Raw genomic sequence first — 20,605 nt, 5'->3', positions numbered from 1 at the left:
ACGCCACTGCAAGGAGACTTCCCATGGCCATCGAAAAAGCGCTCTACACCGCCCGCGGCACCGCCACCGGCGGCCGCACCGGCACCGCCAAGTCCGACGACGGCCGTCTGGACATCCAGCTGTCGACGCCCAAGGCGCTGGGCGGCGACGACGGCGCCGGCACCAACCCCGAGCAGCTCTTCGCCGCCGGTTACGCCGCCTGCTTCATCGGCGCGCTGAAGGCCGTCGGCGCCCGCCACAAGAAGGCGATCCCCGCCGACGTGGCCATCCACGCCGAAGTCTCGATCGGCCCGCACGCCGGCAAGCCGGGTGCGTTCGGCATCGCCGTCGCGCTGACGGTGTCGCTGCCGGGCTTCGAGCGTGCCGAAGCCGAGGCGCTGGTCGCCGAGGCGCACGAGGTCTGCCCGTACTCCAACGCGACGCGCGGCAACGTCGACGTCGCGCTGTCGGTCGCCTGACGGCGGCTCAGGCGCGGCGCGCCAGCAGGTCCAGCATCAGCTCAATGCGCGCCTGCGCCGGCGTCGCCGCGCCGTAGTGCGGCAAGGCGCCATCGGTCGTGCCGACGACGCCGCCCGCCAGGCAGCGCGAGGCGCGCACCACGGCCACCCCGGCCGCCAATGCCCGCGCCGCCGCCTCGCGCAGCGCCTTGTGCACCGTGCCGTTGCCGGTGCCGGCGATCACCAGACCGTCCACCCCGTCGGCCACCAGCGCATCGACGATGCGGCCGCTGGCGCCAGCATGGCTGGTGACGATCTCGACCCGCGGCCATTGGCCCGGCGGCACCTCGCCGACCGGCGCGGGATGCAACTCAGGCGCCGGCCAGTCGCGCAGCCGGCGGAAGGCACCGTCTTCAACGAGCGCCAAGGCCCCGGCGTCACCCGCCGAGAAGGCGTCCAGCTGCCAGCCGTGCAGCTTGCGCAGCTCACCGCCCGCCCAGACCTTGCCGCCGAAGGCGACCAGCACGCCGCGTGCGCCGGGTACACGCGCCAGCCGCACGGCGTCGAGCAGGTTCTGCGGGCCGTCGGGCGACGGCGCGCTGGCCGGGCGCATCGCCGCGGTCAGCACCACCGGCTTGGGCGCGGCCAGCGTGCGGTGCAGGAACCAGGCGGTCTCCTCCAGCGTGTCGGTGCCGTGCGTGACGACGACGCCGGCAACCTCCGGCCGCGCCAGCCGCGACTGCAGTTCGCGGCGCAGCAGCGCCCAGGTCGCGTGGTCCATGTCGCAGCTGTCCAGCCGCGCCAGCGTCCAGGTCTCCAGCGCCTCGCCGGCCAGCGCCGGCACCGCCGCGGTCAGCTGTTCGGCCGACAGCGCGCCGGCGTCGTAGCCGACGAGATCGTCGCCGCGGGCAGCCGTGCCGGCGATCGTGCCGCCGGTGGCGACGAGCGCGACGACACGCGATTCGCTTTGCATTCCGTGGTCCTCTGGATGAAAATACAGTGATCTGGATGAATCTCCAGTCTCAAAGACCGGATCACGCGATGGACGACAGCCCCAAGCTCACGCCGCGACAGCAGCAGATCCTCGACCTCGTGCAAAGCGCGATCGAGCGCACCGGCGCCCCGCCGACCCGGGCCGAGATCGCCGCCGAGCTGGGCTTCCGTTCGGCCAACGCGGCCGAGGAGCACCTGCAGGCGCTCGCCCGCAAAGGTGTCATCGAACTCGTCGGCAACACCTCGCGTGGCATCCGGCTGAAGTCTGACACACTGCGCGCGCTGGCCGAGGCGCGCCTGTCGCAGCACGGCAAGCAGTTCAGCCTGCCGCTGCCCAGCCTGGCGCAGCTGACGCTGCCGCTCGTGGGCCGCGTCGCCGCCGGCAGCCCGATCCTGGCGCAGGAACACATCGACCAGAGCTTCGTCGTCGAGGCCTCGCTGTTCCAGCGCAAGCCCGACTACCTGCTGAAGGTGCGCGGCATGAGCATGCGCGACGCCGGCATCATGGACGGCGACCTGCTCGCGGTGCAGAAGGCGCACGAGGCCAAGAACGGCCAGATCGTCGTCGCGCGCCTGGGCGACGACGTCACCGTCAAGCGTTTCCGCCGCACCAAGGCGGCGATCGAGCTGATCCCCGAGAACCCCGACTTCCAGACCATCGTCGTGCCGCTGGAAGGCAGCGACCAGGGTTTCGAGCTCGAAGGCATCGCGGTCGGCCTGATCCGCAACACGATGCTGATGTGAGCGTGATGGCCGCGCCCTACGCCCGTCGCACGCTGCCTTCGGCGCCGCCGCTGCCGGGGCCGGCCCGCCCGCCGCGCGCCCCCAAGGCGCCGCGGCCGCTGAAGGCGCGCACGGCCGACGAGTGCGAGCTGCTCGAACAACTGCCCAACATCGGCCCGTCGATTGCCGGTGACCTGCGCCTGCTCGGCATCCAGCACCCGCGCGAGCTGGCCGAACGCGACGCGCTGGCGCTGTACCGCGCGCTCTGCGACGCCACCGGCAAGCGCCAGGACCCCTGCGTGCTCGACACCTTCATGGCCGCCGTCGACTTCATGCGTGGCGCCGAGCCGCGCCCGTGGTGGAGCTACACCGCTGAACGCAAGGCCCGGCACGGCGTCGTCTGAAACCGTCGGCAGGTTTTGCTGATCGCGGCGAGTCCTGCCATACCGGGTCCGACTGCCGCGCCTGATCGCCGCGCCTGACCGCCGCGTCCGATCCCCCGCCTGCCGGGGCTGCGTGGCCGGCATCGCGCCGCGTCGGCGTGCAGCCGGCGCCGCGGCCACGTGCGCGTGGCTCACGCAGAACTGACCGGCATCGGCCACGCTGTTCGGCGCTTAAACCTGGGTCGAGCCGCACACAATGGACTCAAGCAGCGCCATTCGTGGCCGATATCACGCTCATGACCAGTTCGAGCATGTCGCCCTGGAACACCTCGCATCAAGCGGACAACGCAGGTTTCGGTCGCACCCCGGTGCCGCCGCCGTCGTTGCGCACCGCGCCGACGGCCGCCTGGGACCGCTTCGTCTTCTGGTTGACGGCCCCCGCGGCCAAGGACGCGGCGCCGCCGCTGAGCCAGTTGCCGCAGGCGCGCCAGCAGTTCCTGGACAGCCTGCACGATCTCGCCGGGGCTGACGTCGGCCGGCTCGCCGAGCGCATCGGCCAGGCCCGCACGCTGCGTGAACTGTGGCACCTGCGGGCCGACGTCTACCGTGTCGTCGCGCTGCACCGCAGCCAGTCGGAGGCCGAGCGCCGCGTCACCCGCCTGAACGCCCACTTCCCCAAGCGCGGCCGCAACCGGCTGAAGGCGCCATGAACACGCTCACCCTGCGCTCCGTCGCCCGTGCGCCGATCGCGGTCCACCCGGTGGTCGGGGCTGTCGCGCTCGCCGGCCCGCGCCTGGCGCGGCTGGCCGAGCGCCGGGCCTTCGTGACGACCAAACACGACTTCCTCACCGCCGTCGAAGGCCTGGAGGGCTCACACGCCGAATGGGTGCGCCGCCAGATCCGGGCCGCCGAGCAGCCGTCGGACCTGTGGCTGCTGCGCGGCACCGTGTTCGAGGCGCTGGCCGACGCCGGCCAGTCGGCGCTCGAGCCGCTGCTGCGTGCCAGCCTGGACACGCTGTTTCGCTGCGGCGCACCGGCCACCGACTTCCTGTCCAGCCGCGTCCTGACGCGCTGAACCCACCGCCGGATCGCGCGGTAGGCGCAGCGCGCGGCGCTGGCCAGAATCGGCGCCATGACGACGCCGGACGGCCCTGCGGCGACGCCGCCTCCGCCCTCGCCCGCGCCTGTGCTGCGGCTCGAACTGCTGCGCCGGCACCGGCTGCATGCCGGCGCCGTGGTGCACGAGCTCAGCCGCAAGGACGCCGCGCTGCTGGCCATCCTGGCGCTCGACGGCAGCGCCTCGCGCGAGCAGCTGGCGCGCTGGCTCTGGCCCGGGGCCGACCCCGCGCGTGCGCTCGCCAGCCTGCGCCAGCGGCGCTTTCGCCTGGCCCGCAGCGCCGGGCAGCCCGTCATCGACGGCGACGAGCGCCTGCGCCCGGCTGCCGCACTCCGACACCCGGCACTCGACCCCGACGGCGCGCTGGCCGCCGACGCCTCGGCGCTGGACGGCGACTGGCTGGAAGGGCTCGCCTTCGACGACTGCCCCGAGGTCGAACGCTGGCTGACGCAGGCGCGTGAACGCTGGCGCCTGCTGCGCGCCCAGGCGCTGGCGCGCGTGGCCAGCACGCTCGAGGCCGAACAGCGTCTGGCCGCTGCGCTGCTGCTGGCGCAGCGCCTGGCCGAATACGAGCCGCTGTCGGACCACGCCGCGCGCCGGCTGATGCGGCTGCACCATCTTCGCGGTGACCTCGGCGCGGCGATCGAGGTCTACCGCCGCTTCGCCGAACGCCTGGACGCCGAGCTGGGCGAACTGCCGGACGACGAAACCGCCGCACTGGCCGCCAGCCTGCGCCAGGGTGAGGCGCCACGCCGCGCCCCGAGGCCGTTGCCGCCGGTGCTGCGGCGGCCGCCGCGCCTGGTCGGCCGCGAATCTGCCTGGCAGCTGCTGGACGCCGCCTGGCGCGACGCGGCGACGCTGCTCGTCGAAGGCGCCGCCGGGCTCGGCAAGACCCGCCTGCTCGCCGACTTCCTGCAGCCGCACGACGGCGTGCTGCGGCTGGCGGCGCGGCCGGGCGACGCCGAACGGCCTTACGCGCTGCTCGCGCGGCTGCTGGCGCGGCTCTGGTTCGACAGCGACGCGCTCTGGCCCGACGGTCCGCAGGCCCTGCCCGGCTGGGCGCGGCGTGAACTCTCGGCACTGCTGCCCGAACTCGGCGCCGAGGCCCCGCCCCGGCTCGATGCGCTGCGCCTGCAGCGTGCGCTGGCCCAGGCGCTGCGGCCGCCGCCGGGGCGCACGCCGCTGCGCCTGCTGGCCTTCGACGACGTGCACCAGGCCGACGCCGCGACGCTGGAGCTGCTGCCGGCGCTGGCCGGCGACGGTCTGCCGTGCTGGCTCGCGGTGCGCAGCGGCGAGCAGCCGCCGGCGCTGGTGCGCTGGATGGCCGCGTCCGACCCGCCGCGCCACCTCCCGCTGCAGCCGCTGGACGCCGCGCAGCTGCAGCAGTTGCTGGCCGACGTCGCCGACGGCACGGCCGCCGATGCCGACGCCCTGCTGCGCTACACCGGCGGCATCCCGCTGTTCGTGCTGGAGACGCTGCGCGCGCTGCACGAGCAGCCCGGCACGGCCTTCGACCCCGGCAGCGCCCCGGCCGGCGCCGCTGCCGTCGTCCAGGCCCGGCTGCAGGCCCTGCCCGAGGCGGCGCGCCAGCTCGCCGGCGTCGCGGCGGTGCTCGAGAGGCCGCTGACGCTGGGCGACGCGGCGGCGATGCTGGGCGGCATGCCGCTGGACTGGTCACCGGCGGTGCGCACGCTGCAGGCCAGTCAGTGGCTGGACGCGCAGGGCCAGCTGCACGACCTGGTGCGTGCCGCCGTGCGCGACGCGCTGCCCGCGCCGCTGCGCGCCTGGCTTCACGGCCGTGCCGCCGCCTGGCTGGCGCAGCAACCGGTGCCGGCGCGTCGGCTGGCCCACCACTGGCAGCAGGCCGGCCGCCCAGAGCTGGCCGCGGCGCAATGGCGCGCGGCGGCGCTCGAGGCGCGCCGGCGTGCCCGGCCGCTGGAGGAAACCACGCTCTGGGACCACGCGATCGCCGCCTGGGAGGCCTGCGGCCGTGCCGACGCGGCGCTCGCCGACCGGCTGGACAGCGTCGAGGCCCGGCTCTTCACCACCGGTCCCGAAGCCGTGAGCCGGCAGACGGCCGCCCTGCTCGAGAAAGCGCAGGACGAAGGCCAGCGTCTGGCGGTGCTGGTCGTGCACCTCGGCGTGCTGCAGGTCGCCGGCGACTACGAGGCGGCACTGCCGCTGGCCGAGCAGGCGCTGGCGCTGGCGCGGCGCCGTGGCGACGCCGCGGCCGAGCTGCGTGCCGCGCAACACCTGGCGACGACGCAGGTGCAGTTCGGCCGCATGGCGCAGGCGCTGCACGGTCTGGAGCAGGCCGCGCCGCTGCTGGCGGCGGCGCCGGCCCAGCGTTTCGCCTATCTGTCCACACGCAGCTGGGTGCTGCACCGCGCCGGCCGGCTGGCCGAATGCACGCGTGTGCTGGCGCGCTGCATCGTGCTCGCCCGCCGCGCCGGCGACCTGATGGAGGCCTGCACCTGCAGCAGCAACATGGCCAGCCTGCTGGTCAGCCTGGGCCGCTACGGCGACGCGCTCGCCGCGGCCGAGGCGGCGCTCGAGCTGCGCGCCCAGCTCGGGCCGGCCGACGGCGTGCACGGCGCCAACGTCGACCTGAACCACGGCTACGTGCTGCTGGGGCTGGGCCGCATCGCCGAGGCGCTGGCCGCGATCGCACGCGCTCGGGACGCCTTCGAGCGCTGCGGCGGCGCCTCGCTGTGGCCGGTCATCGCCGCCAACGCGATGGCCGGCGGCGAGCTGATGCGCGGCGAAACCGACGCCGCCGCGGCCTGCCTGGTGGCGCCGACGGCGCAGACCCCGCCGTTCATCGCCGCGCGACACCACGTGCTGGCGGCGCGCATCGCACGCGCACGCGGCCAGGACCCGGCACCGGCGCTGGCCGCCGGCGAGGCCGTGCTGGGTGCCACCGGCGACCCGGTGCAGAGCCTCGCGCTGCAGGCCGAACGCCTGCTGGCCGGCCCGGCACCGTTGGCCGCTGCCGGGCTGGCCGGGCTGCAGGCACAGGCGCACGCGGTCGAGCAGCACGCCAACGCCGCGCGTTACGGCTGGCTGCGCATCGGCTGCCTGCTCGACACCGGCGATGCCGGCGACGCCGAGACCGCGGCCGCCGAGGCGCGCGCCTTGCTGGCCCGGACGGCGCCGCGGCCCATCGACCTGGCGCCGCGCACGATGTGGACGCTGGCCGCCCGCGCCCTGGTGGCGTCGCCACGCGTCGCGGCGCGGGCGCGGCGCGAGGCCGCACGCGCGGCACTGCTGGAGCGGTAACGGCCGGGTAACGCCGGCTTTCGACAGTGGGGGCGCCTTCAGGAGCGCCCGATGCCACGTCCGAACACCGCTGTCTCGCTGATGCCGATCACGCTGGCCGCCGCGCTGGCCCTCGCCGCCTGCAGCGAACGCTCGCCACCCGATCCGATGCCGGCCGCCCAGGCGCGCCAGGGCGCGAAAGCTGCCGACGCCAGCGCCGAAGAGGTGGCGCGCGAGAGGCGCGGCAACCTGCGCTGCCCGGCACCGGCGCCGGCCTCGCCGCCGCCCGGCGAGCCGGTCGACGACGTGCTCGGCGTGCGCCCGGGCCAGCCCTGGGACGAGGCCGTGCGGCGCGTGCTGTGCAGCGAACCGCTGCTGGTCATGGCGCCCGACCTGGCGAACCGCTTCCGGCTGCCGCCGTCGGAGCCTGCGGTGCGCCAGGGTTTCCACGCCCGCCCGGCCGAAGCGCGGGTGCACAAGAGTGGCCAGCAGATCCTGCGCGAGATGCAGGCCGACGCGACGGCACGCGGCAACAACGCCGTGCGCGCCGGGCTCGCGCCGGGGCTCTCGCGCTGGTACGTCGGCACGATGGGCCTGCCGGGCGAGGAGCGTGTGACGCACCTGGTGCGCGAGCAGGCGTTCGCCGCCGACGCGCTGCCGGCCACCGATGGCGTGATCCAGGCCCTGCTCGGCAAGTACGGCGAACCGAGCTGGACGCAGGACCTGCGCCGCCGCGCCGACCACAGCCTCGGCAGCGTCGAGCTGCGCTGGGTGCACGACCCGGCCGGGCGGCGCGTGGCCGCCGGCGAACGCCTGGCCACCGAATGCAGCATCGTGCCGACGGTCGACGCCGGCGTCGGGCTGTCCGAGGCCTGCGGGCTGGTCGTCGTGGCGACGATCCGCCCCTCGCGCGAGAACCCCGGGCTGGCCCAGGCGATGGGTGTCGGCATCGTCGACCAGGCCCGCGGCTACGCCCGGGTGGCCGCCACCGAACAGGCGCTGCAGCAGCGCGACGCCGAACGCCGCCAGCGCGAGGTCCAGGACGCCGCCCGCAAGGGCCAGGCGCCCAAGCTGTGAACGAGGAGGCCGACATGAGAGCCATTGCCCTGCCCGGCCGTCGCGCCGCCGCCTCCTGGCTGGCCTGCATCGTCTTCGCCGGCCTGCCGGCGCTGCCAGCCGCCGCCCAGGACTGCCGCGGCAGCGAACCCTGCATCGAGAACCCGCGTTTCAGCGCCACGCTGAGCGACTTCCGCGTGCTGCAGACCGGCAACAAGAACCGCCCGCTGGCGGCGACGCTGCGGCTGCGCAACAAGACCGGCGCGCCGCTGACGCTGGTCTACGTCTCCGGCTCGGCTGCCGCGCTCGACGACCAGGGCACGCGCTACACGATGCCGAACACACGCACCGGGCTGCGCGGCCTCGGCGCGGCGACGCGCCAGAGCTTCGACCCGCGTTTCACGCTCGCGCCGGGCGAGGCGGGCGACGCCCGCATCGAGGTCACGGCCTTCGTCAAGGGCATCCACGGCACGCGGTTCGACCTGGAACTGGCGCTGCGCGAAGTCGAGCCGCTGCCCGGCGGCCAGCAGCGCCTGGGCCGCGAGACGCTGCTGCGCTACACCGGCCTGCGCGACGGCGTCGCGGCGGCAGCGCCCGCGGCCGCCGCAGCAAACGTGGGTGCCGCGCCCGGCGACGCCTGCCAGGGCCGGCCGGGCTGCGTCGTCAACGGCGCGCTCTCCGCGCACGTCGAACGCCTGGCGCCCGAGGCGGTCAAGGGCAACAACCAGGGCATCGTCGTCGGTGTCGTGTTCCACAACCGGTCGGCTGAGCCGATGATCCTGAACTACAAGCAGGACACCGGCGTCATGCTCGACGAACTCGGGCAGCGCTACACGGTCGACTCGCGCCGCCGCAGCGACGTGCAGGGCATCCCGGTGTCGACACGCGAACGCGCGAGTTCGCAGTTCACGCTGGCCCCGGGCGAGTCGCGCCGGGCGCAGTTCCGCTACACACGTTTTGTCGGCAAGACGCGTGTCGGCACGCGTTTCACGCCGTCGCTGGCCGTCGAGCAGTACGAGCTGCTGCCGTCCAACCAGCTGCGGCTGCAGCGGGAGTACGCGCTGGACTTCGGCACGCTGGGCGCGGGGGGCGGCGGCGTGGCCGCCGGCACGGCCGAGGTGCAGCAGTTGCTGGACACGCTCGGCGGCCTGCTCAAACGCTGACGCGGGCTCAGCCGCGCACGCGTTGGCGGAAGGTCTTGCGGAACTTCTCGACCTTCGGTGCGATGACGTAGGCGCAGTAGCCCTGCTGCGGGTGCTGCACGAAGTAATGCTGGTGGTAGGCCTCGGCCGGCCAGTAGTTGTCTTCGCGTGCGAGTTCGGTGACGACCCGCCCGCCCAGCGCCCGGTCGGCCTCGGCGTGCACCTCGCGCACCACCGCTTCCTGCTCCGGCGTGTGCCAGTAGATCGCCGAGCGGTACTGCGGGCCGACGTCGTTGCCCTGGCGGTCGCGTGTCGTCGGGTCGTGCACGGTGAAGAAGATCTCCAGGATCTCGCGCAGCGAGATGCGCTCGTCGTCGAAGCGCACGCGCACGACCTCGGCGTGGCCGGTGCGGCCTTCGCAGACCTGCTCGTAGCTCGGCTGGCGCACCTGGCCGTTGCTGTAACCCGACTCGACGCCGAGCACGCCGTCGACCAGTTCGTACACCGCCTCGACGCACCAGAAGCAGCCGCCGCCCAGCGTGATCGTCTGCACCGCCATCTCTGCAAGCTCCTTGTCGCAGCGGTGACGGGCCGCCACGGCCCGGTCCTTACACTGCGCGCTGGATTATCCGGAGACGAGGACACATGCAGCGCTTCCAGTGGGATGACCCTTTTCTGCTCGAACAGCAGCTCGCCGAGGACGAACGTGCGGTGCGCGACGCGGCGCGCGACTACTGCCAGGACAAGCTCCAGCCGCGCGTGCTGAGCGCGGCACGCGAGGAGCGTTTCGACCGCGAGATCATGTCCGAGATGGGTGCGCTGGGCCTGCTCGGCTGCACGATCGAAGGCTACGGCTGCGCCGGCCTGAACCACGTCAGCTACGGCCTGGTGGCGCGCGAGGTCGAGCGTGTCGACTCGGGCTACCGCAGCGCGATGAGCGTGCAGAGCTCGCTGGTCATGCACCCGATCCACGCCTACGGCAGCGAGGAACAGCGCCAGAAGTACCTGCCTCGGCTGGCGACCGGCGAGTGGATCGGCTGCTTCGGCCTGACCGAACCCGACCACGGCAGCGACCCGGCGAGCATGGCCACACGCGCCCGCCCGGTCGACGGCGGTTACGTGCTGAGCGGCTCGAAGATGTGGATCACCAACAGCCCGATCGCCGACGTCTTCGTCGTCTGGGCCAAGGAGACCGATGCCCAGGGCGCTGCCGGCGGCCAGGAAGCGATCCGCGGCTACATCCTCGAGCGGGGCATGAAGGGCCTCACGGCTCCGAAGATCGAAGGCAAGATGAGCCTGCGCGCCTCGATCACCGGCGAGATCGTGATGGACCAGGTCTTCGTGCCGGCCGAGAACAAGCTGCCCGGCGTCGCCGGCCTCAAGGGCCCGTTCGGCTGCCTGAACAAGGCGCGCTACGGCATCGCCTGGGGCGCGCTGGGCGCCGCCGAGTTCTGCTGGCACGCCGCGCGCCGCTACACGCTGGAGCGCAAGCAGTTCGGCCGGCCGCTGGCGCAGAACCAGCTGATCCAGAAGAAGCTCGCCGACATGCAGACCGAGATCACGCTCGGCCTGCAGGGCTGCCTGCGGGTCGGCCGCCTGATCGACGAAGGCCAGGCGGCGCCGGAGATGATCAGCCTGATCAAGCGCAACAGCTGCGGCAAGGCGCTGGACATCGCGCGGATGGCGCGCGACATGCACGGCGGCAACGGCATCCACGACGAGTTCCACGTCATCCGCCACATGATCAACCTCGAGACGGTGAACACCTACGAGGGCACGCACGACGTGCATGCGCTGATCCTGGGGCGCGCGCAGACGGGGCTGCAGGCCTTCTTCTAGAGGCGAGCCCGGCCGCTCAGCGGCCGGCGCGCTCGACGTGGATCGAAAAGCCCGACTCGCCCGGCGCGAGTTCGGGCCGCAGTTCCAGCTCCGGGATCCGGTAGTCGCCGAAGTTCTGGCGGCGGAAGGCGATCGGCTCCGTCGTCCACAGCGCATCCAGGCGCTCGCCCAGCGCCGCGCTGGCCTGCGCGAAACCGGCGTCGTCGATGCGGCCGCTGCGGTAGACGACGTGCGGCGGCAGCACCTCGAAGCCCGGGTAGAACAGGATGCCGTGCTGGATCGGGAACAGGATGTCGTCGATCGGCCCGTTGATGCCACGCGGCGCGTAGTGCGAGGCCCAGCCGCCGGTGGTCACGACCAGCATCGCGCGTTTGCCGGCGAGCAGGCCTTCGCCGTAGCGGTCGCCCCAGTGCGTGTCCGAGTGCTCGCCGACACCGTAGGCAAAACCGCAGGCGTAGACCCGGTCGACCCAGCCCTTGAGGATCGCCGGCATCGAGAACCACCACAGCGGGAACTGCAGGATCAGCGTGTCGGCCCAGCGCAGCTTGGCCTGCTCGGCTTCGATGTCGGTGCTCTGGGTGCCGTTCTCGAAGGCATGTTTGGAGTTCGCCGAGGCGTCGAAACGTGCGCCGGGCGGGTGGGCGCGGTCATCGTCGGCGTCGAGCGCCGCTTTCCAGTGCATCGTGTACAGGTCGGAGACCTGCACCTCGTGGCCGGCGCGCTGCAGGCGCGCGACGGCGAAGTCCTTCAGCGCGCCGTTCAGCGAGCGCGGTTCGGGGTGGGCGTGGACGATCAGGACTTTCATGCGTCGTGTTCCAACAGGAGATGCGACGCACGATAGGCAGGCCAGCTGTATATTGGAAATGAATTGCAGTGACGCCTGGTATAGCCATGCAAGATAGCCTGAGGCGACTGGACCTCAACCTGCTGGTCACGCTCGACGCCCTGCTCGCCGAGCAGAACGTGACCCGTGCCGCCGCGCGCCTGCATCTGTCGCAGCCGGCGGTCAGCGTGCAGCTCGCCAAGCTGCGCGAGGCTTTCGCCGACCCGCTGCTGCTGCCCGGCCCACGCGGCATGCGGCCCACCGCGCGTGCGCTGGAGCTGCGCGCGCCGCTGCACGAGGCGCTGGCCGCACTCGGCCAGGCGATCGCGCCGTCGGCGGCGTTCGACCCGGCGCACGCGACCCACACCTGGCGCGTCGCGGCCACCGACTACGGCGCGTCGACGATCGTGCTGCCGGCGCTGGCCCGGCTGCGTGCCGCGGCGCCGGGCACGCGGCTCGCGGTGCTGGAACTGAAGCCGCCGACGCTCGCCCGCCAGCTGGAGCAAGGCGAACTCGATCTCGCCTTCCATGCCACCGAGCTGGCGCCGCCCGACCTGCGCCGCCGTCCGCTGTTCCAGGAGCGCTACGTGCTCGTCGCGCGCGCCGGCCATCCGGCGCTGCAGCGGCGGCCGACGCTGGCCGAGTTCTGCGCGCTGGAGCACGCGATCGTCTCGCCCGACGGCGGCGGTTTCGTCGGCGCGACCGACCCGGTGCTGGCGGCACGAGGGCTGGCGCGGCGCGTCGTGCTGTCGGTGCCGCACTTCCTGTTCCTGGAAGCGGCGCTGGCCGCCAGCGACCTGGTGGCGATGCTGCCGGCGCGCCAGCTGCGTGCGGGCGGCGCGCTGCAGGTCGTGGAGCCGCCGGTCGAGCTGCCCGGCTTCGAGATGCTGATGCTCTGGCACGAACGCCTGCACCGCGACCCGGCGCACCAGTGGCTGCGCGAGCAGGTCGCGGCGGCGGTGGCGGCGGCCTAAGGCATCTCCAGCGACAGCTCGACCTTCGGCGTCCAGCCGGCCTGGCCTTCGGCCGCGTCGAGCCTGGGTGCGGCGAGGAACAGGCGCTCGGCCGGCAGGCCGCGGGCGACCAGCGCCTCGCGCACCGCGACGCCGCGGCGCAGCGCCAGATCGCGCGCGACATCGGCGTTGACCGGTATCGCGGCCTTCAGCAGCCGCTCCATCTCCGCTGCGGGGATGTCCTTGGCCAGGCCGATCAGGTAACGCGGCTTGTCCGGCAGCCGGGTGTCGGCATAGACGCGGCGCAGCGTGCGTTCGCGCTCCTCGGCGGCTGGCGCGGCAGCGCCCGGGGCGACGCTGCGTGCACGCGCCCGCTCGCGTGCCTGCTCGGTGCGCAGGCGCTCTTCCAGCGCCGCGGCCTGGATCGCGTCGTGTTCGGCGCGGGCATCGGCGGCACCGGCCACCGTGGTCTGCAGCGCCGGGCGGTCCTTCAGCGCCTGCGCGATGCGGTCCAGCGCCGCCTCGGCCGACGGCGCCAGCGTGGCGGTGCCGGGCAGGAACTCGACCGCGCCGGTCTCGTCGCCGCCGCCACCGGTCAGCAGCGCGAACGGCGCCGTCACCGCCTTGACGATCAGGTTGCCGATGACCTTCAGCACCAGGCCGAAGACGCTGAACTCGGGGTCGTTGATCGAGCCGCTGATCGGCAGGTCGACGTCGACGACACCGTTGCGGTCGGACAGCAGCGCCAGCGCCAGCCGCACCGGCAGCTTGGTCGCCTCGGGGCTGTCGACCGGGTCGCCGAAGGTCAGCTGGTTGAGCACGATGCGGTTGCGGGCCTCGAGCCGGCCGTCGGCGTCGACGCGGTAGGCAACGTCCATGCTGAGCTTGCCGCGTTCGATCGCGTAGCCGGCGTACTTGCCGGCGTACGGCGACAGCGGCGCCAGCTCCAGCCCGCTGGCCTTGGCGGCGATGTCCAGCGCCAGCGGGTCGGCGGTGGGGTTCAGCGCACCGCGCACCTCCAGCGTCGCGGTGTCGGCGGCACGGCCGGTGATCTCCAGCGTCGCCATCTCGCGAGTGCCCGAGCGCAGCCGGCCCAGCTTGCCGTTGAGCTCGCTCAGCGAGGCCGAGTAGTTGGGCTGGATGAAACGGTCGCGGAAGTCGACACGGCCGTCGACGAACTCGACGCCGGCGATGTCGAGCACCGGCGACATGGCGGCCGCGGCCGGCGCGCTGGCCGCCGCGACGGCGGGCGGCGGCACGGCCACGGCGGCGCCGTCGGCGACGTTCGCCTCCTGCAGGTTCAGGCGGCCCTGCGGCGTGACGACCAGGCGCGAGAAGAAGCGCGACAGGCGCACCGGGCCGGTCGTCAGCTGCAGCGGCCGGCCCGGCGCCATCGACGCCGCGAGCGCCTCGACCCGCAGCGACTGCCAGGCCAGCAGCTCGTCGCCGGCCTCGCCGCTGTCGTCGTCGCCGCGGGCCTGCACACGCAGGTCGGCCAGCATGGCGTTGCCGCGCAGCGAGAAGGCCGGCCCGCCCGGTGTCAGGCGCAGCTCGGTGTCGCCGCGCCAGCCGAGTTCGGCGCGCCGCACCTGCACCGGCAGTTGCGCGCGCCAGTACGGTTCGGCCACCTGCAGCGGCAGCCGTGACAGCGACAGCCGGCCCCGCCAGGACAGCGGCTCCAGCGCCAGCGTGCCCTGGGCCTGCAGCCGGCCCGGCACCGGAGCCGGCGCGCCGGACACGCGGTCGGGCGCGAGCTGCAGCGACAGTTCGAGCGGCGACGGCTGGGCCGTGGCCGGCCAGCGCAGCTCGCCGGCCGTCAGCGCCAGCGCCTGCACGCCGAAGCCGACCGGCGCCGCCGCGGCCGCATCGGACAGGTGCAGCCGGCCGCCATCGATCTTCAGCCGGCGCAGCACGGCCTGCCACGCCGGACCGGCAGAGGCCGTGGCCGGCGCCGCGCCGGCGGCCGGCGGGCGCAGCATGGCGAGCACGTTCCAGCGGCCCTGCGCGTCGCGTTCCAGGTCGAGCGCCGGGCGGTCCAGGCGCAGGGCCTCGGCCTCGAGCCGCCGCGCCCGCAGATCGGCGCCGAGTCCGGTCAGTTCCAGCGTGGCCAGCGCCTGGCGGCCCCAGCGCAGGCCGTCGACACGGGCCTGCGGCAGGCGCAGCATCAGGCGGCCGTCGTGGCCTGCAGCCCAGTCCAGCTCGACGCGGCCGTCCACCCGCCCGGTCGGCGTCTGCAGCAGCTGTTGGCGCAGATAGGGTGCCGCGGCGGCGAGCTGGAGCGCCTCGATGTCGACGCCGACGGCGGCCGCCACGGTCGACGCCGTGCCGTCGACGGCGAAACGGCCCGCGTCCTGGCCGTCGGCGACCAGCCGCACGGCGCCGGCGACGGTGGCCGGCGCCGGCGGTTGCGGTTCGCCCAGACGGCCCACGCGCAGCGACAGGTCGCGCAGCTCCAGCGGCACCGCCGGCCGCAGCGCGGCGTCTTCCCAGTGCACGCTGGACGCCAGCACCTCGCTGGAGCCCACGGCCCAGCGCCAGGCGGGCGTGTTGGCCGCCGGTGCCGTGGCGCCGGAGCCGGCCAGGCGCACGAGCTCCAGCGCACCCGAGGCCTCGCGGCGCAAGTGCAGCACCGCGGTGTCCAGCCGGACGGTCTTCAGCGCCACGCGGCGCTCCAGCGGGCGCAGGTCCTCGAGTTCGATCTCGAGCGCCTTCCAGGCGGCCAGCGGCGCGCCATCGGGCCGCGCCAGCGCGATGCTCGACAGCGTCAGCGGGCCGTGCAGCGCGAGTTCGGGCGGCTTGCCGGCCGGCTGCGCGAAACGGATGTCCAGCCGCCCCGACAGCACGCCGCCCTGCCCGCGCAGCGGCAGCGAATGCGGCAGGTAGGGCCACAGCGGGTCGAGCGCCAGCGACGGCAGCTCCAGCGTCAGCAGGCTCTCCCGATCCGCGGCGAACGGCCGCGAGCGGCCCTGCAGCGTCAGCGCGCTGCCGTCCAGGCGCAGCGACAGCCGGGGCTCGACGTCGACGTCGACCTGCTCGGGCGCGTTGGACACGAAGGGCAAGGCGAGCTCGACGGCGTCGACCACGTGCTGGCGGCCTGCGGGGCGGTCGTCGAAGTCGAGCCGGCCCCCCTGCACGCGCAGGTTGTAGAGCGCGAACCTCGCCGGCGTGGCGTCCGGCGGCGACGGTGCCGTCAGGCGGGCGATCAGGTCGTCGACGTCATAGCGGCCGGCCGCGGTGCGCGCCAGGCGCAGCGACGGCGCGTCGACCTGCAGCGCCTCGACGATCGGGAGGCCTGCCAGCAGGCTGCGCGCGGAGAGATTCAGCGCCAGCCGCTCGATGCGCGCCTGCGGGCCGGCCCCGGCATCGCCGGCCGCGGCGTCGAGCTGCAGGCCACGCAGCTCGAGCGTCAGCGTCAACGGCGAGAACGAGACCTCGGCCACGTGCAGCCCGCGGCCGAGCAGCGCGCTGCCGCGCTGCTCCAGCTGGGTCTTCACGACACGGGGGACCAGGAGCGCCGCCGCCACGGCCAGCGCGGCGACGATGGCGAGCAGTGCGGCCGCGATGCGCAGCCGACGGCTCGTCTTGTCAGAACTCGCGAGCATGCGGCGATGATGCCTCAGCCGCCCGCGGTGACAATGTCGCCCATCCCCCCGATCCGTCCCGCATGAACGACCTGTTGGTGCGGCTGGGCATCGAGTCGTGGAAGCCGGCACTCGCGATGCTGCTGCTGCCGCCGGTGCCGATGCTGCTGCTGATCCTGCTCGGCGCCTGGATGCTGCGGCGCCGGGCGTTGGGCTGGCTGCCGCTGGCCGCCGGCGTCCTGGCCCTCTGGGCGGTGTGCACGCCGGCGGGCAGCCACTGGCTGGTGGCCCGGCTGACGCAGCCGCCGGCGGCACTCGGCGCCGACGAGGTCCGGGCGCTGCGCGACGCCCCCGGCACGGCGATCGTCGTGCTCGGCGCCGGCATCTACCCCGAGGCCCCGGAGTACGGCGCCGCGGTGCTCAAGCCGCTGTCGGCGCAGCGGCTGCGCTACGGCGTCTGGCTCGCCCGCCGTACCGGGCTGCCGCTGGCCTTCAGCGGCGGTCGCGGCCACCACGCGCGCAGCGGGCCCTCGGAAGCCGAGGTGGCGGCGGCCACGCTGGCCGAGGACCACGGCATGGTGCTGCGCTGGGCCGAGACGCGCTCGCGCGACACCCACGAGAACGCGGTCCACAGCGTCGCGCTGCTGCACGAGGCCGGCATCACGCGCATCGTGCTGGTCACGAACGGCTTTCACATGCGGCGCGCGCTGGCCGCCTTCGAACGTGCCGCGGCGCACCAGGGCGTGCCGATGCAACTCGTCGCGGCGCCCACCGGCACGCGGCCGGAGCGCCCGCTGGAAGGCGGCGACCTGCTGCCCGACCCCGAGGCCTATCGCCTGAGCTGGATCGCGATGCACGAGTGGCTCGGCCGGCTGGCCGGCGCCTGAGCCGGCGCAGCGTCGCGCGTCAACGGCTCAGCGGTCTGCCCGGTCGCCGGCGAGCCTGGCTTCGCGGCCTCGGGTGGGCGCCGTCAGACCAGCCACGCGACGATGAACACGCCGACCATCGCGAAGGCGATCGCGACCTTGGCGACCATGCCCAGCAGCAGCCCCAGGCCGGTGGCCAGCCCGACCTGCATCGCGCGCTGCTCGTCGCGGCGCGCCAGGTACTCCCCGGCCGCCGCGCCGATGAACGGCATGAAGAGCACGCCGACGAAGCCCGCCAGCAGCCCGGCGACGGTGCCGATCGCCGCGCCGACCAGCGCCTGCGGGCTGGCACCGACACGTTTGGCACCCATCAGCGCGGCGACGTAGTCCAGCGCCCAGGCCAGCGCAGCCATCACGCCGAGCACGACGACGGTGTAGACGCCGACCCGCTCGTAGCCGTCGATCCAGGCCCCCAGCCAGGCCCCGGCGAACACGAGCGCCGTGCCCGGCAGCACCGGCAGCACGGTGCCCGCCAGGCCGACCAGCATCAGCAGCACGGTCAGCATCCAGAGCAGGGTGATCGACATCGCGTTCTTTCTCGACGTGAAAAGTCTGATCGCACTTGGGGCGCAGGCGCCGGCATTCAAGCCCTGTCCGACGGCCGATGGGGGATTGGCGGGCGGCGTTTGGTGCCGGGCGGGTCCTCGCGCACACTCGGCACCTCGATCATTCTCACAAGAGGAAACACTCCGATGAAATCCGGCTGGCTCGTCGCGCTCGCCGCTTCGCTCGCGCTCACGCTCGCGCCCGATCTGAGCGAAGCCAAACGCATGGGTGGCGGCAAGTCCTCCGGCATGCAGCGCAGCATGCCCGACCGCACCGCACCGGCACCGACGCCGGCCAAGCCTGCCCAGCCCACCCAGGCAGCCCCGAACCAGGCCGCCCCGACGCAGGCCGGCGCGGCCGCTGGCGCCGCCGCGGCGGCCGGCAAGCGTTCCTGGCTCGGCCCGATCGCCGGCATCGCGGCCGGCCTGGGCCTTGCGGCGCTGATGAGCCATCTGGGTCTGGGGGCGGAGTTCGCCAACTTCCTGACGATCGCGCTGCTGGCCGTCGTCGCGTTCTTCGTCATCCGTTTCCTGCTGCGCCGCTTCGGGCCCCGTCCGGCTGCCGCGCCGGCCGCCGCCGGTGTCGGGGCGCTGCGCACCGGCCCGGCCGACTGGACGCCGCCACCGGCGCCGGTGTCGCCCACCCCGGTGACGCCGGTGCCGTCCGCGGCGCCGGTCGCCGCGGACGCGCCGGTCGCGGCCGAACGCACGCTGGCCCCGGCCTTCGTGCCGGCAGCCTTCGACAGCGAGAGCTTCGAGCGTGTCGCGAAGACGATCTTCGTGCGCCTGCAGGCGGCCAACGACAGCGCCGACCTCGACGACCTGCGCCGCTTCACGACGCCGGAGATGTTCGCCGAGCTGAAGATGGACCTGCAGGACCGGGGCAGCAGCACCCAGACCACCGACGTGGTCGAGGTCGAGGCCAAGGTCGTCGACGTGACCGAGGAAGACGGCCGCCAGATCGTCAGCGTGCGCTACGTCGGCCGCGTGCGCGAGGAAGCCGGTGCCGAGCCGGTGTCCTTCGACGAGGTCTGGCACCTGGTCAAGCCGGTCGGCGACGACAGCCGTGGCTGGGCCATCGCCGGCATCGAGCAGATGGCGGCCAAGACCTGAGGCCTTTGTCGCCTCGACGATGAAACCGGCCCCGCGGGGCCGGTTTTCTTTTTGTCCGGCGCTCAGAACGGGCGGCGTTGCCAGCCGTCCGGCGTGGCCTCCAGACGTTCATCGAGCGCCAGCGCCGCGAGAAAGGCCTCGTCGTGCGAGACGACGACGAGCGCGCCGCGCCAGCTGCGCAGCATCGCTTCCAGCGCCTCGAGCGCGGCGAGGTCCAGGTGGTTGCCGGGTTCGTCGAGTAGCAGCAGCCGTGCCGGCTCGTCGGCCAGCAGCGCCCGGGCCAACGCGAGCTTCAGGCGTTCGCCGCCGCTCAGCGCCCCGCACGGCGTGTCCAGCGCCGTGGCGCCCAGGCCCAGCTGCGCCAGGCGTGTGCGCAGCTCGGCTTCGGGCCGTTGGCGGCAGGCCGGGCGCAACAGCTCCAGCGCGTTGCCCGGGCCGTCGAACCCGGCGAGCCGCTGGTCCAGCCAGGCGTGCCGCACCCGGCATTCGACCTGACCCGCCCGCGGCGCCAGCCGCCCGGCCAGCACCTGCAGCAGCGTCGACTTGCCGCAGCCGTTGGCGCCGCAGACCGCCAGCCGGGCCGCGCCGTGCAGCCTGAGCTGCACACGCGCTAGCGGCGCGGCGACGAAGGGCAGTTCGCCGTCGAAGGCCAGCACCTCGTGCGGCAGCACCGCCGGCGGCAACGGCGGCACGACGATCGCCACCTCGGCCGCGACCCGGCCCGCCGCCTCGTGCACCGCACCGGCCAGTTCGGCACGCACCGCGTCGTGACGCTGGCGCAATCGGCCGGCGCTGGCTTCGCTGCGTTCCTGGCGAAAGTCGAGCACGAACTTCGGCTGGCTGCCGTCGCCACGCGCCTGGCGCGCGTGCGACTAGCGGCGCTGCTGGCGCTCGAACTCGCGCTGCAGCCGCGCAGCGGTCTGGCGGCGTTCGAGCTTGCGGCGCTCCAGGTCGGCTTCGGCCTGGGCGCGCATCGCGTCGCGGCGTTCGACGTAGAAGCTCCAGCGGCCGCCGTGGCGCCGCAGACCCAGCGGCGACAGCTCGACGATGCTTTCCATCGTCTCCAGCAGTTCGCGGTCGTGGCTGATGACGAGCAGACCGCCGCGCCAGCGCCGCAGCTGCGCCTGCAGCGCCTCGCGGCCGTCGCGGTCGAGGTGGTTGCTGGGCTCGTCGAGGATCAGGAAGTCGGCGTCGGCCAGCCAGGCACCGGCGAGCGCGGCGCGCATCGCCTGGCCGCCGCTGAGCTGGGCGGCCGGCGTCTCGGGCGGCAGCGGTGGCAACCCGGCGCGCGCCAGCTCGGCCTGCAGGCGCTGGCGCAGGTCCCAGCGCTCGGCCAGCAGCACGAGGTCGGCTTCGTCGCCGTCACCGGCTTCCAGCCGCTGCAGCGCGGCCAGCGCCTCGTGCACGCCGGCCAGATGCGCCAGCGTCGCGCCGGGCGCCGGCTCGGCCTGCTGCGCGAGGCGGAAGACGCGCCCCTGGCGGCGCACACGGCCGCTGGAAGGTGGCAGCTCGCCGGCCAGCACGCGGCCGAGCACGCTCTTGCCGACGCCGTTGCGGCCGACGAGGCCGGTGCGGCGGCGGTCGAAGGTTTCGTTCAGGTCGGCGAACAGCGGCCGGCCGTCGGCGAGCAGAAAGCCGACGCCGTCCAGCGTCAGCAGAGGGTCCGTCATCCCGGGCTCCGATCGATGCATTCGGTCCTCCGGCGCTGCCGGAGGG

The 20,605-nt window shown here is 74.1% G+C and carries 17 protein-coding genes and 1 pseudogene; 12 read left to right on the top strand and 6 right to left on the bottom strand.

Annotated features, from left to right (window positions below):
- The first annotated feature begins 23 nt into the window (after nucleotides 1-23).
- On the top strand, nucleotides 24-458 hold the full coding sequence (locus LOC65_RS11445) for an Ohr family peroxiredoxin (RefSeq protein ID WP_009856892.1): 435 nt from the start codon (nucleotides 24-26) through the stop codon (nucleotides 456-458).
- 7 nt (nucleotides 459-465) lie between these two features.
- Here LOC65_RS11445 and LOC65_RS11440 read toward each other — a convergent pair whose 3' ends face one another.
- A complete protein-coding gene (locus LOC65_RS11440; protein WP_230247555.1) occupies nucleotides 466-1,410 on the bottom strand; it encodes an asparaginase in 945 nt (314 codons plus the stop codon).
- Between the two features lie 68 nt (nucleotides 1,411-1,478).
- On the opposite strand from LOC65_RS11440, the gene lexA reads away from it, so the two are divergent.
- The 7 genes from lexA (at nucleotide 1,479) to LOC65_RS11405 (ending at nucleotide 9,130) form a co-directional block, all read left to right on the top strand.
- On the top strand, nucleotides 1,479-2,174 hold the full coding sequence (gene lexA, locus LOC65_RS11435) for a transcriptional repressor LexA (protein ID WP_230247554.1): 696 nt from the start codon (nucleotides 1,479-1,481) through the stop codon (nucleotides 2,172-2,174).
- Between the two features lie 5 nt (nucleotides 2,175-2,179).
- Nucleotides 2,180-2,557 carry a helix-hairpin-helix domain-containing protein gene (locus tag LOC65_RS11430; RefSeq protein ID WP_230247553.1) on the top strand — a complete coding sequence of 126 codons (378 nt, stop codon included), beginning with the start codon at nucleotides 2,180-2,182 and terminating at the stop codon, nucleotides 2,555-2,557.
- 275 nt (nucleotides 2,558-2,832) lie between these two features.
- Entirely contained in the window at nucleotides 2,833-3,246 is a 414-nt protein-coding gene (locus LOC65_RS11425; protein WP_230247552.1) for a hypothetical protein, read from the top strand.
- The gene (locus LOC65_RS11420; protein ID WP_009856887.1) at nucleotides 3,243-3,611 is read left to right on the top strand and encodes a hypothetical protein; all 369 of its coding nucleotides are present in this window, start codon (nucleotides 3,243-3,245) and stop codon (nucleotides 3,609-3,611) included. The genes LOC65_RS11425 and LOC65_RS11420 overlap by 4 nt, the downstream gene beginning before the upstream one ends.
- A 57-nt stretch (nucleotides 3,612-3,668) precedes the next feature.
- Nucleotides 3,669-6,932: an AAA family ATPase gene (locus LOC65_RS11415; protein WP_230247551.1), complete on the top strand. Its 3,264-nt coding sequence runs from the start codon at nucleotides 3,669-3,671 to the stop codon at nucleotides 6,930-6,932.
- Between the two features lie 51 nt (nucleotides 6,933-6,983).
- A complete protein-coding gene (locus LOC65_RS11410) occupies nucleotides 6,984-7,988 on the top strand; it encodes a hypothetical protein (RefSeq protein WP_230247550.1) in 1,005 nt (334 codons plus the stop codon).
- A gap of 14 nt (nucleotides 7,989-8,002) precedes the next feature.
- Nucleotides 8,003-9,130, top strand: a complete 1,128-nt coding sequence (locus LOC65_RS11405) for a hypothetical protein (protein ID WP_230247549.1) — start codon at nucleotides 8,003-8,005, stop codon at nucleotides 9,128-9,130.
- Nucleotides 9,131-9,137: 7 nt separating this feature from the next.
- Here LOC65_RS11405 and msrA read toward each other — a convergent pair whose 3' ends face one another.
- Nucleotides 9,138-9,668: a peptide-methionine (S)-S-oxide reductase MsrA gene (gene msrA, locus LOC65_RS11400; protein ID WP_230248286.1), complete on the bottom strand. Its 531-nt coding sequence runs from the start codon at nucleotides 9,666-9,668 to the stop codon at nucleotides 9,138-9,140.
- 86 nt (nucleotides 9,669-9,754) lie between these two features.
- Between msrA and LOC65_RS11395 the strand changes: the two genes are divergently transcribed.
- Complete coding sequence (locus tag LOC65_RS11395; RefSeq protein WP_164963868.1) at nucleotides 9,755-10,948, top strand: acyl-CoA dehydrogenase; 1,194 nt, start codon at nucleotides 9,755-9,757, stop codon at nucleotides 10,946-10,948.
- Nucleotides 10,949-10,964: 16 nt separating this feature from the next.
- Here the strand turns inward: LOC65_RS11395 and LOC65_RS11390 are convergent, their stop codons facing one another.
- Nucleotides 10,965-11,753, bottom strand: a complete 789-nt coding sequence (locus tag LOC65_RS11390; protein WP_230247548.1) for an NAD(P)H-dependent oxidoreductase — start codon at nucleotides 11,751-11,753, stop codon at nucleotides 10,965-10,967.
- Nucleotides 11,754-11,839: 86 nt separating this feature from the next.
- Between LOC65_RS11390 and LOC65_RS11385 the strand changes: the two genes are divergently transcribed.
- Complete coding sequence (locus LOC65_RS11385) at nucleotides 11,840-12,745, top strand: LysR family transcriptional regulator (RefSeq protein ID WP_164963866.1); 906 nt, start codon at nucleotides 11,840-11,842, stop codon at nucleotides 12,743-12,745.
- Here the strand turns inward: LOC65_RS11385 and LOC65_RS11380 are convergent.
- Nucleotides 12,742-16,326, bottom strand: a complete 3,585-nt coding sequence (locus LOC65_RS11380; protein ID WP_230247547.1) for a DUF748 domain-containing protein — start codon at nucleotides 16,324-16,326, stop codon at nucleotides 12,742-12,744. The genes LOC65_RS11385 and LOC65_RS11380 overlap by 4 nt on opposite strands.
- A 62-nt stretch (nucleotides 16,327-16,388) precedes the next feature.
- Between LOC65_RS11380 and LOC65_RS11375 the strand changes: the two genes are divergently transcribed.
- Nucleotides 16,389-17,192, top strand: a complete 804-nt coding sequence (locus LOC65_RS11375) for a YdcF family protein (RefSeq protein ID WP_230247546.1) — start codon at nucleotides 16,389-16,391, stop codon at nucleotides 17,190-17,192.
- Nucleotides 17,193-17,275: 83 nt separating this feature from the next.
- On the opposite strand, the gene LOC65_RS11370 is transcribed toward LOC65_RS11375, so the two are convergent.
- Nucleotides 17,276-17,758 (bottom strand): DUF456 domain-containing protein, encoded by a 483-nt coding sequence (locus LOC65_RS11370; RefSeq protein WP_009856877.1) that lies wholly within the window; start codon nucleotides 17,756-17,758, stop codon nucleotides 17,276-17,278.
- Nucleotides 17,759-17,923: 165 nt separating this feature from the next.
- Between LOC65_RS11370 and LOC65_RS11365 the strand changes: the two genes are divergently transcribed.
- A complete protein-coding gene (locus LOC65_RS11365) occupies nucleotides 17,924-18,889 on the top strand; it encodes a Tim44 domain-containing protein (protein ID WP_230247545.1) in 966 nt (321 codons plus the stop codon).
- A 62-nt stretch (nucleotides 18,890-18,951) separates the two neighbouring features.
- Here LOC65_RS11365 and LOC65_RS19475 read toward each other — a convergent pair.
- Nucleotides 18,952-20,559, bottom strand: a pseudogene (locus LOC65_RS19475) (ABC-F family ATP-binding cassette domain-containing protein).
- Nucleotides 20,560-20,605: the final 46 nt, after the last annotated feature.

It is taken from the genome of Rubrivivax sp. JA1055, from assembly GCF_020966565.1.
Lineage (GTDB): Bacteria > Pseudomonadota > Gammaproteobacteria > Burkholderiales > Burkholderiaceae_C > Rubrivivax > Rubrivivax benzoatilyticus.
Note: the sequence above shows the minus strand (reverse complement) of the source record. Positions and strands in the feature narration are given on the sequence as shown.

What these genes read in the sequence shown, in the direction of transcription:
- LOC65_RS11420 (WP_009856887.1), top strand. Translation starts at nt 3,243, where the DNA reads ATGAACACGCTCACCCTGCGCTCCGTCGCCCGTGCGCCGATCGCGGTC.
- LOC65_RS11380 (WP_230247547.1), bottom strand. Translation starts at nt 16,326, where the DNA reads ATGCTCGCGAGTTCTGACAAGACGAGCCGTCGGCTGCGCATCGCGGCC.
- LOC65_RS11410 (WP_230247550.1), top strand. Translation starts at nt 6,984, where the DNA reads ATGCCACGTCCGAACACCGCTGTCTCGCTGATGCCGATCACGCTGGCC.
- LOC65_RS11395 (WP_164963868.1), top strand. Translation starts at nt 9,755, where the DNA reads ATGCAGCGCTTCCAGTGGGATGACCCTTTTCTGCTCGAACAGCAGCTC.
- LOC65_RS11385 (WP_164963866.1), top strand. Translation starts at nt 11,840, where the DNA reads ATGCAAGATAGCCTGAGGCGACTGGACCTCAACCTGCTGGTCACGCTC.
- msrA (WP_230248286.1), bottom strand. Translation starts at nt 9,668, where the DNA reads ATGGCGGTGCAGACGATCACGCTGGGCGGCGGCTGCTTCTGGTGCGTC.
- LOC65_RS11390 (WP_230247548.1), bottom strand. Translation starts at nt 11,753, where the DNA reads ATGAAAGTCCTGATCGTCCACGCCCACCCCGAACCGCGCTCGCTGAAC.
- LOC65_RS11365 (WP_230247545.1), top strand. Translation starts at nt 17,924, where the DNA reads ATGAAATCCGGCTGGCTCGTCGCGCTCGCCGCTTCGCTCGCGCTCACG.
- LOC65_RS11375 (WP_230247546.1), top strand. Translation starts at nt 16,389, where the DNA reads ATGAACGACCTGTTGGTGCGGCTGGGCATCGAGTCGTGGAAGCCGGCA.
- LOC65_RS11440 (WP_230247555.1), bottom strand. Translation starts at nt 1,410, where the DNA reads ATGCAAAGCGAATCGCGTGTCGTCGCGCTCGTCGCCACCGGCGGCACG.
- LOC65_RS11425 (WP_230247552.1), top strand. Translation starts at nt 2,833, where the DNA reads ATGACCAGTTCGAGCATGTCGCCCTGGAACACCTCGCATCAAGCGGAC.
- lexA (WP_230247554.1), top strand. Translation starts at nt 1,479, where the DNA reads ATGGACGACAGCCCCAAGCTCACGCCGCGACAGCAGCAGATCCTCGAC.
- LOC65_RS11415 (WP_230247551.1), top strand. Translation starts at nt 3,669, where the DNA reads ATGACGACGCCGGACGGCCCTGCGGCGACGCCGCCTCCGCCCTCGCCC.
- LOC65_RS11370 (WP_009856877.1), bottom strand. Translation starts at nt 17,758, where the DNA reads ATGTCGATCACCCTGCTCTGGATGCTGACCGTGCTGCTGATGCTGGTC.
- LOC65_RS11405 (WP_230247549.1), top strand. Translation starts at nt 8,003, where the DNA reads ATGAGAGCCATTGCCCTGCCCGGCCGTCGCGCCGCCGCCTCCTGGCTG.
- LOC65_RS11430 (WP_230247553.1), top strand. Translation starts at nt 2,180, where the DNA reads ATGGCCGCGCCCTACGCCCGTCGCACGCTGCCTTCGGCGCCGCCGCTG.
- LOC65_RS11445 (WP_009856892.1), top strand. Translation starts at nt 24, where the DNA reads ATGGCCATCGAAAAAGCGCTCTACACCGCCCGCGGCACCGCCACCGGC.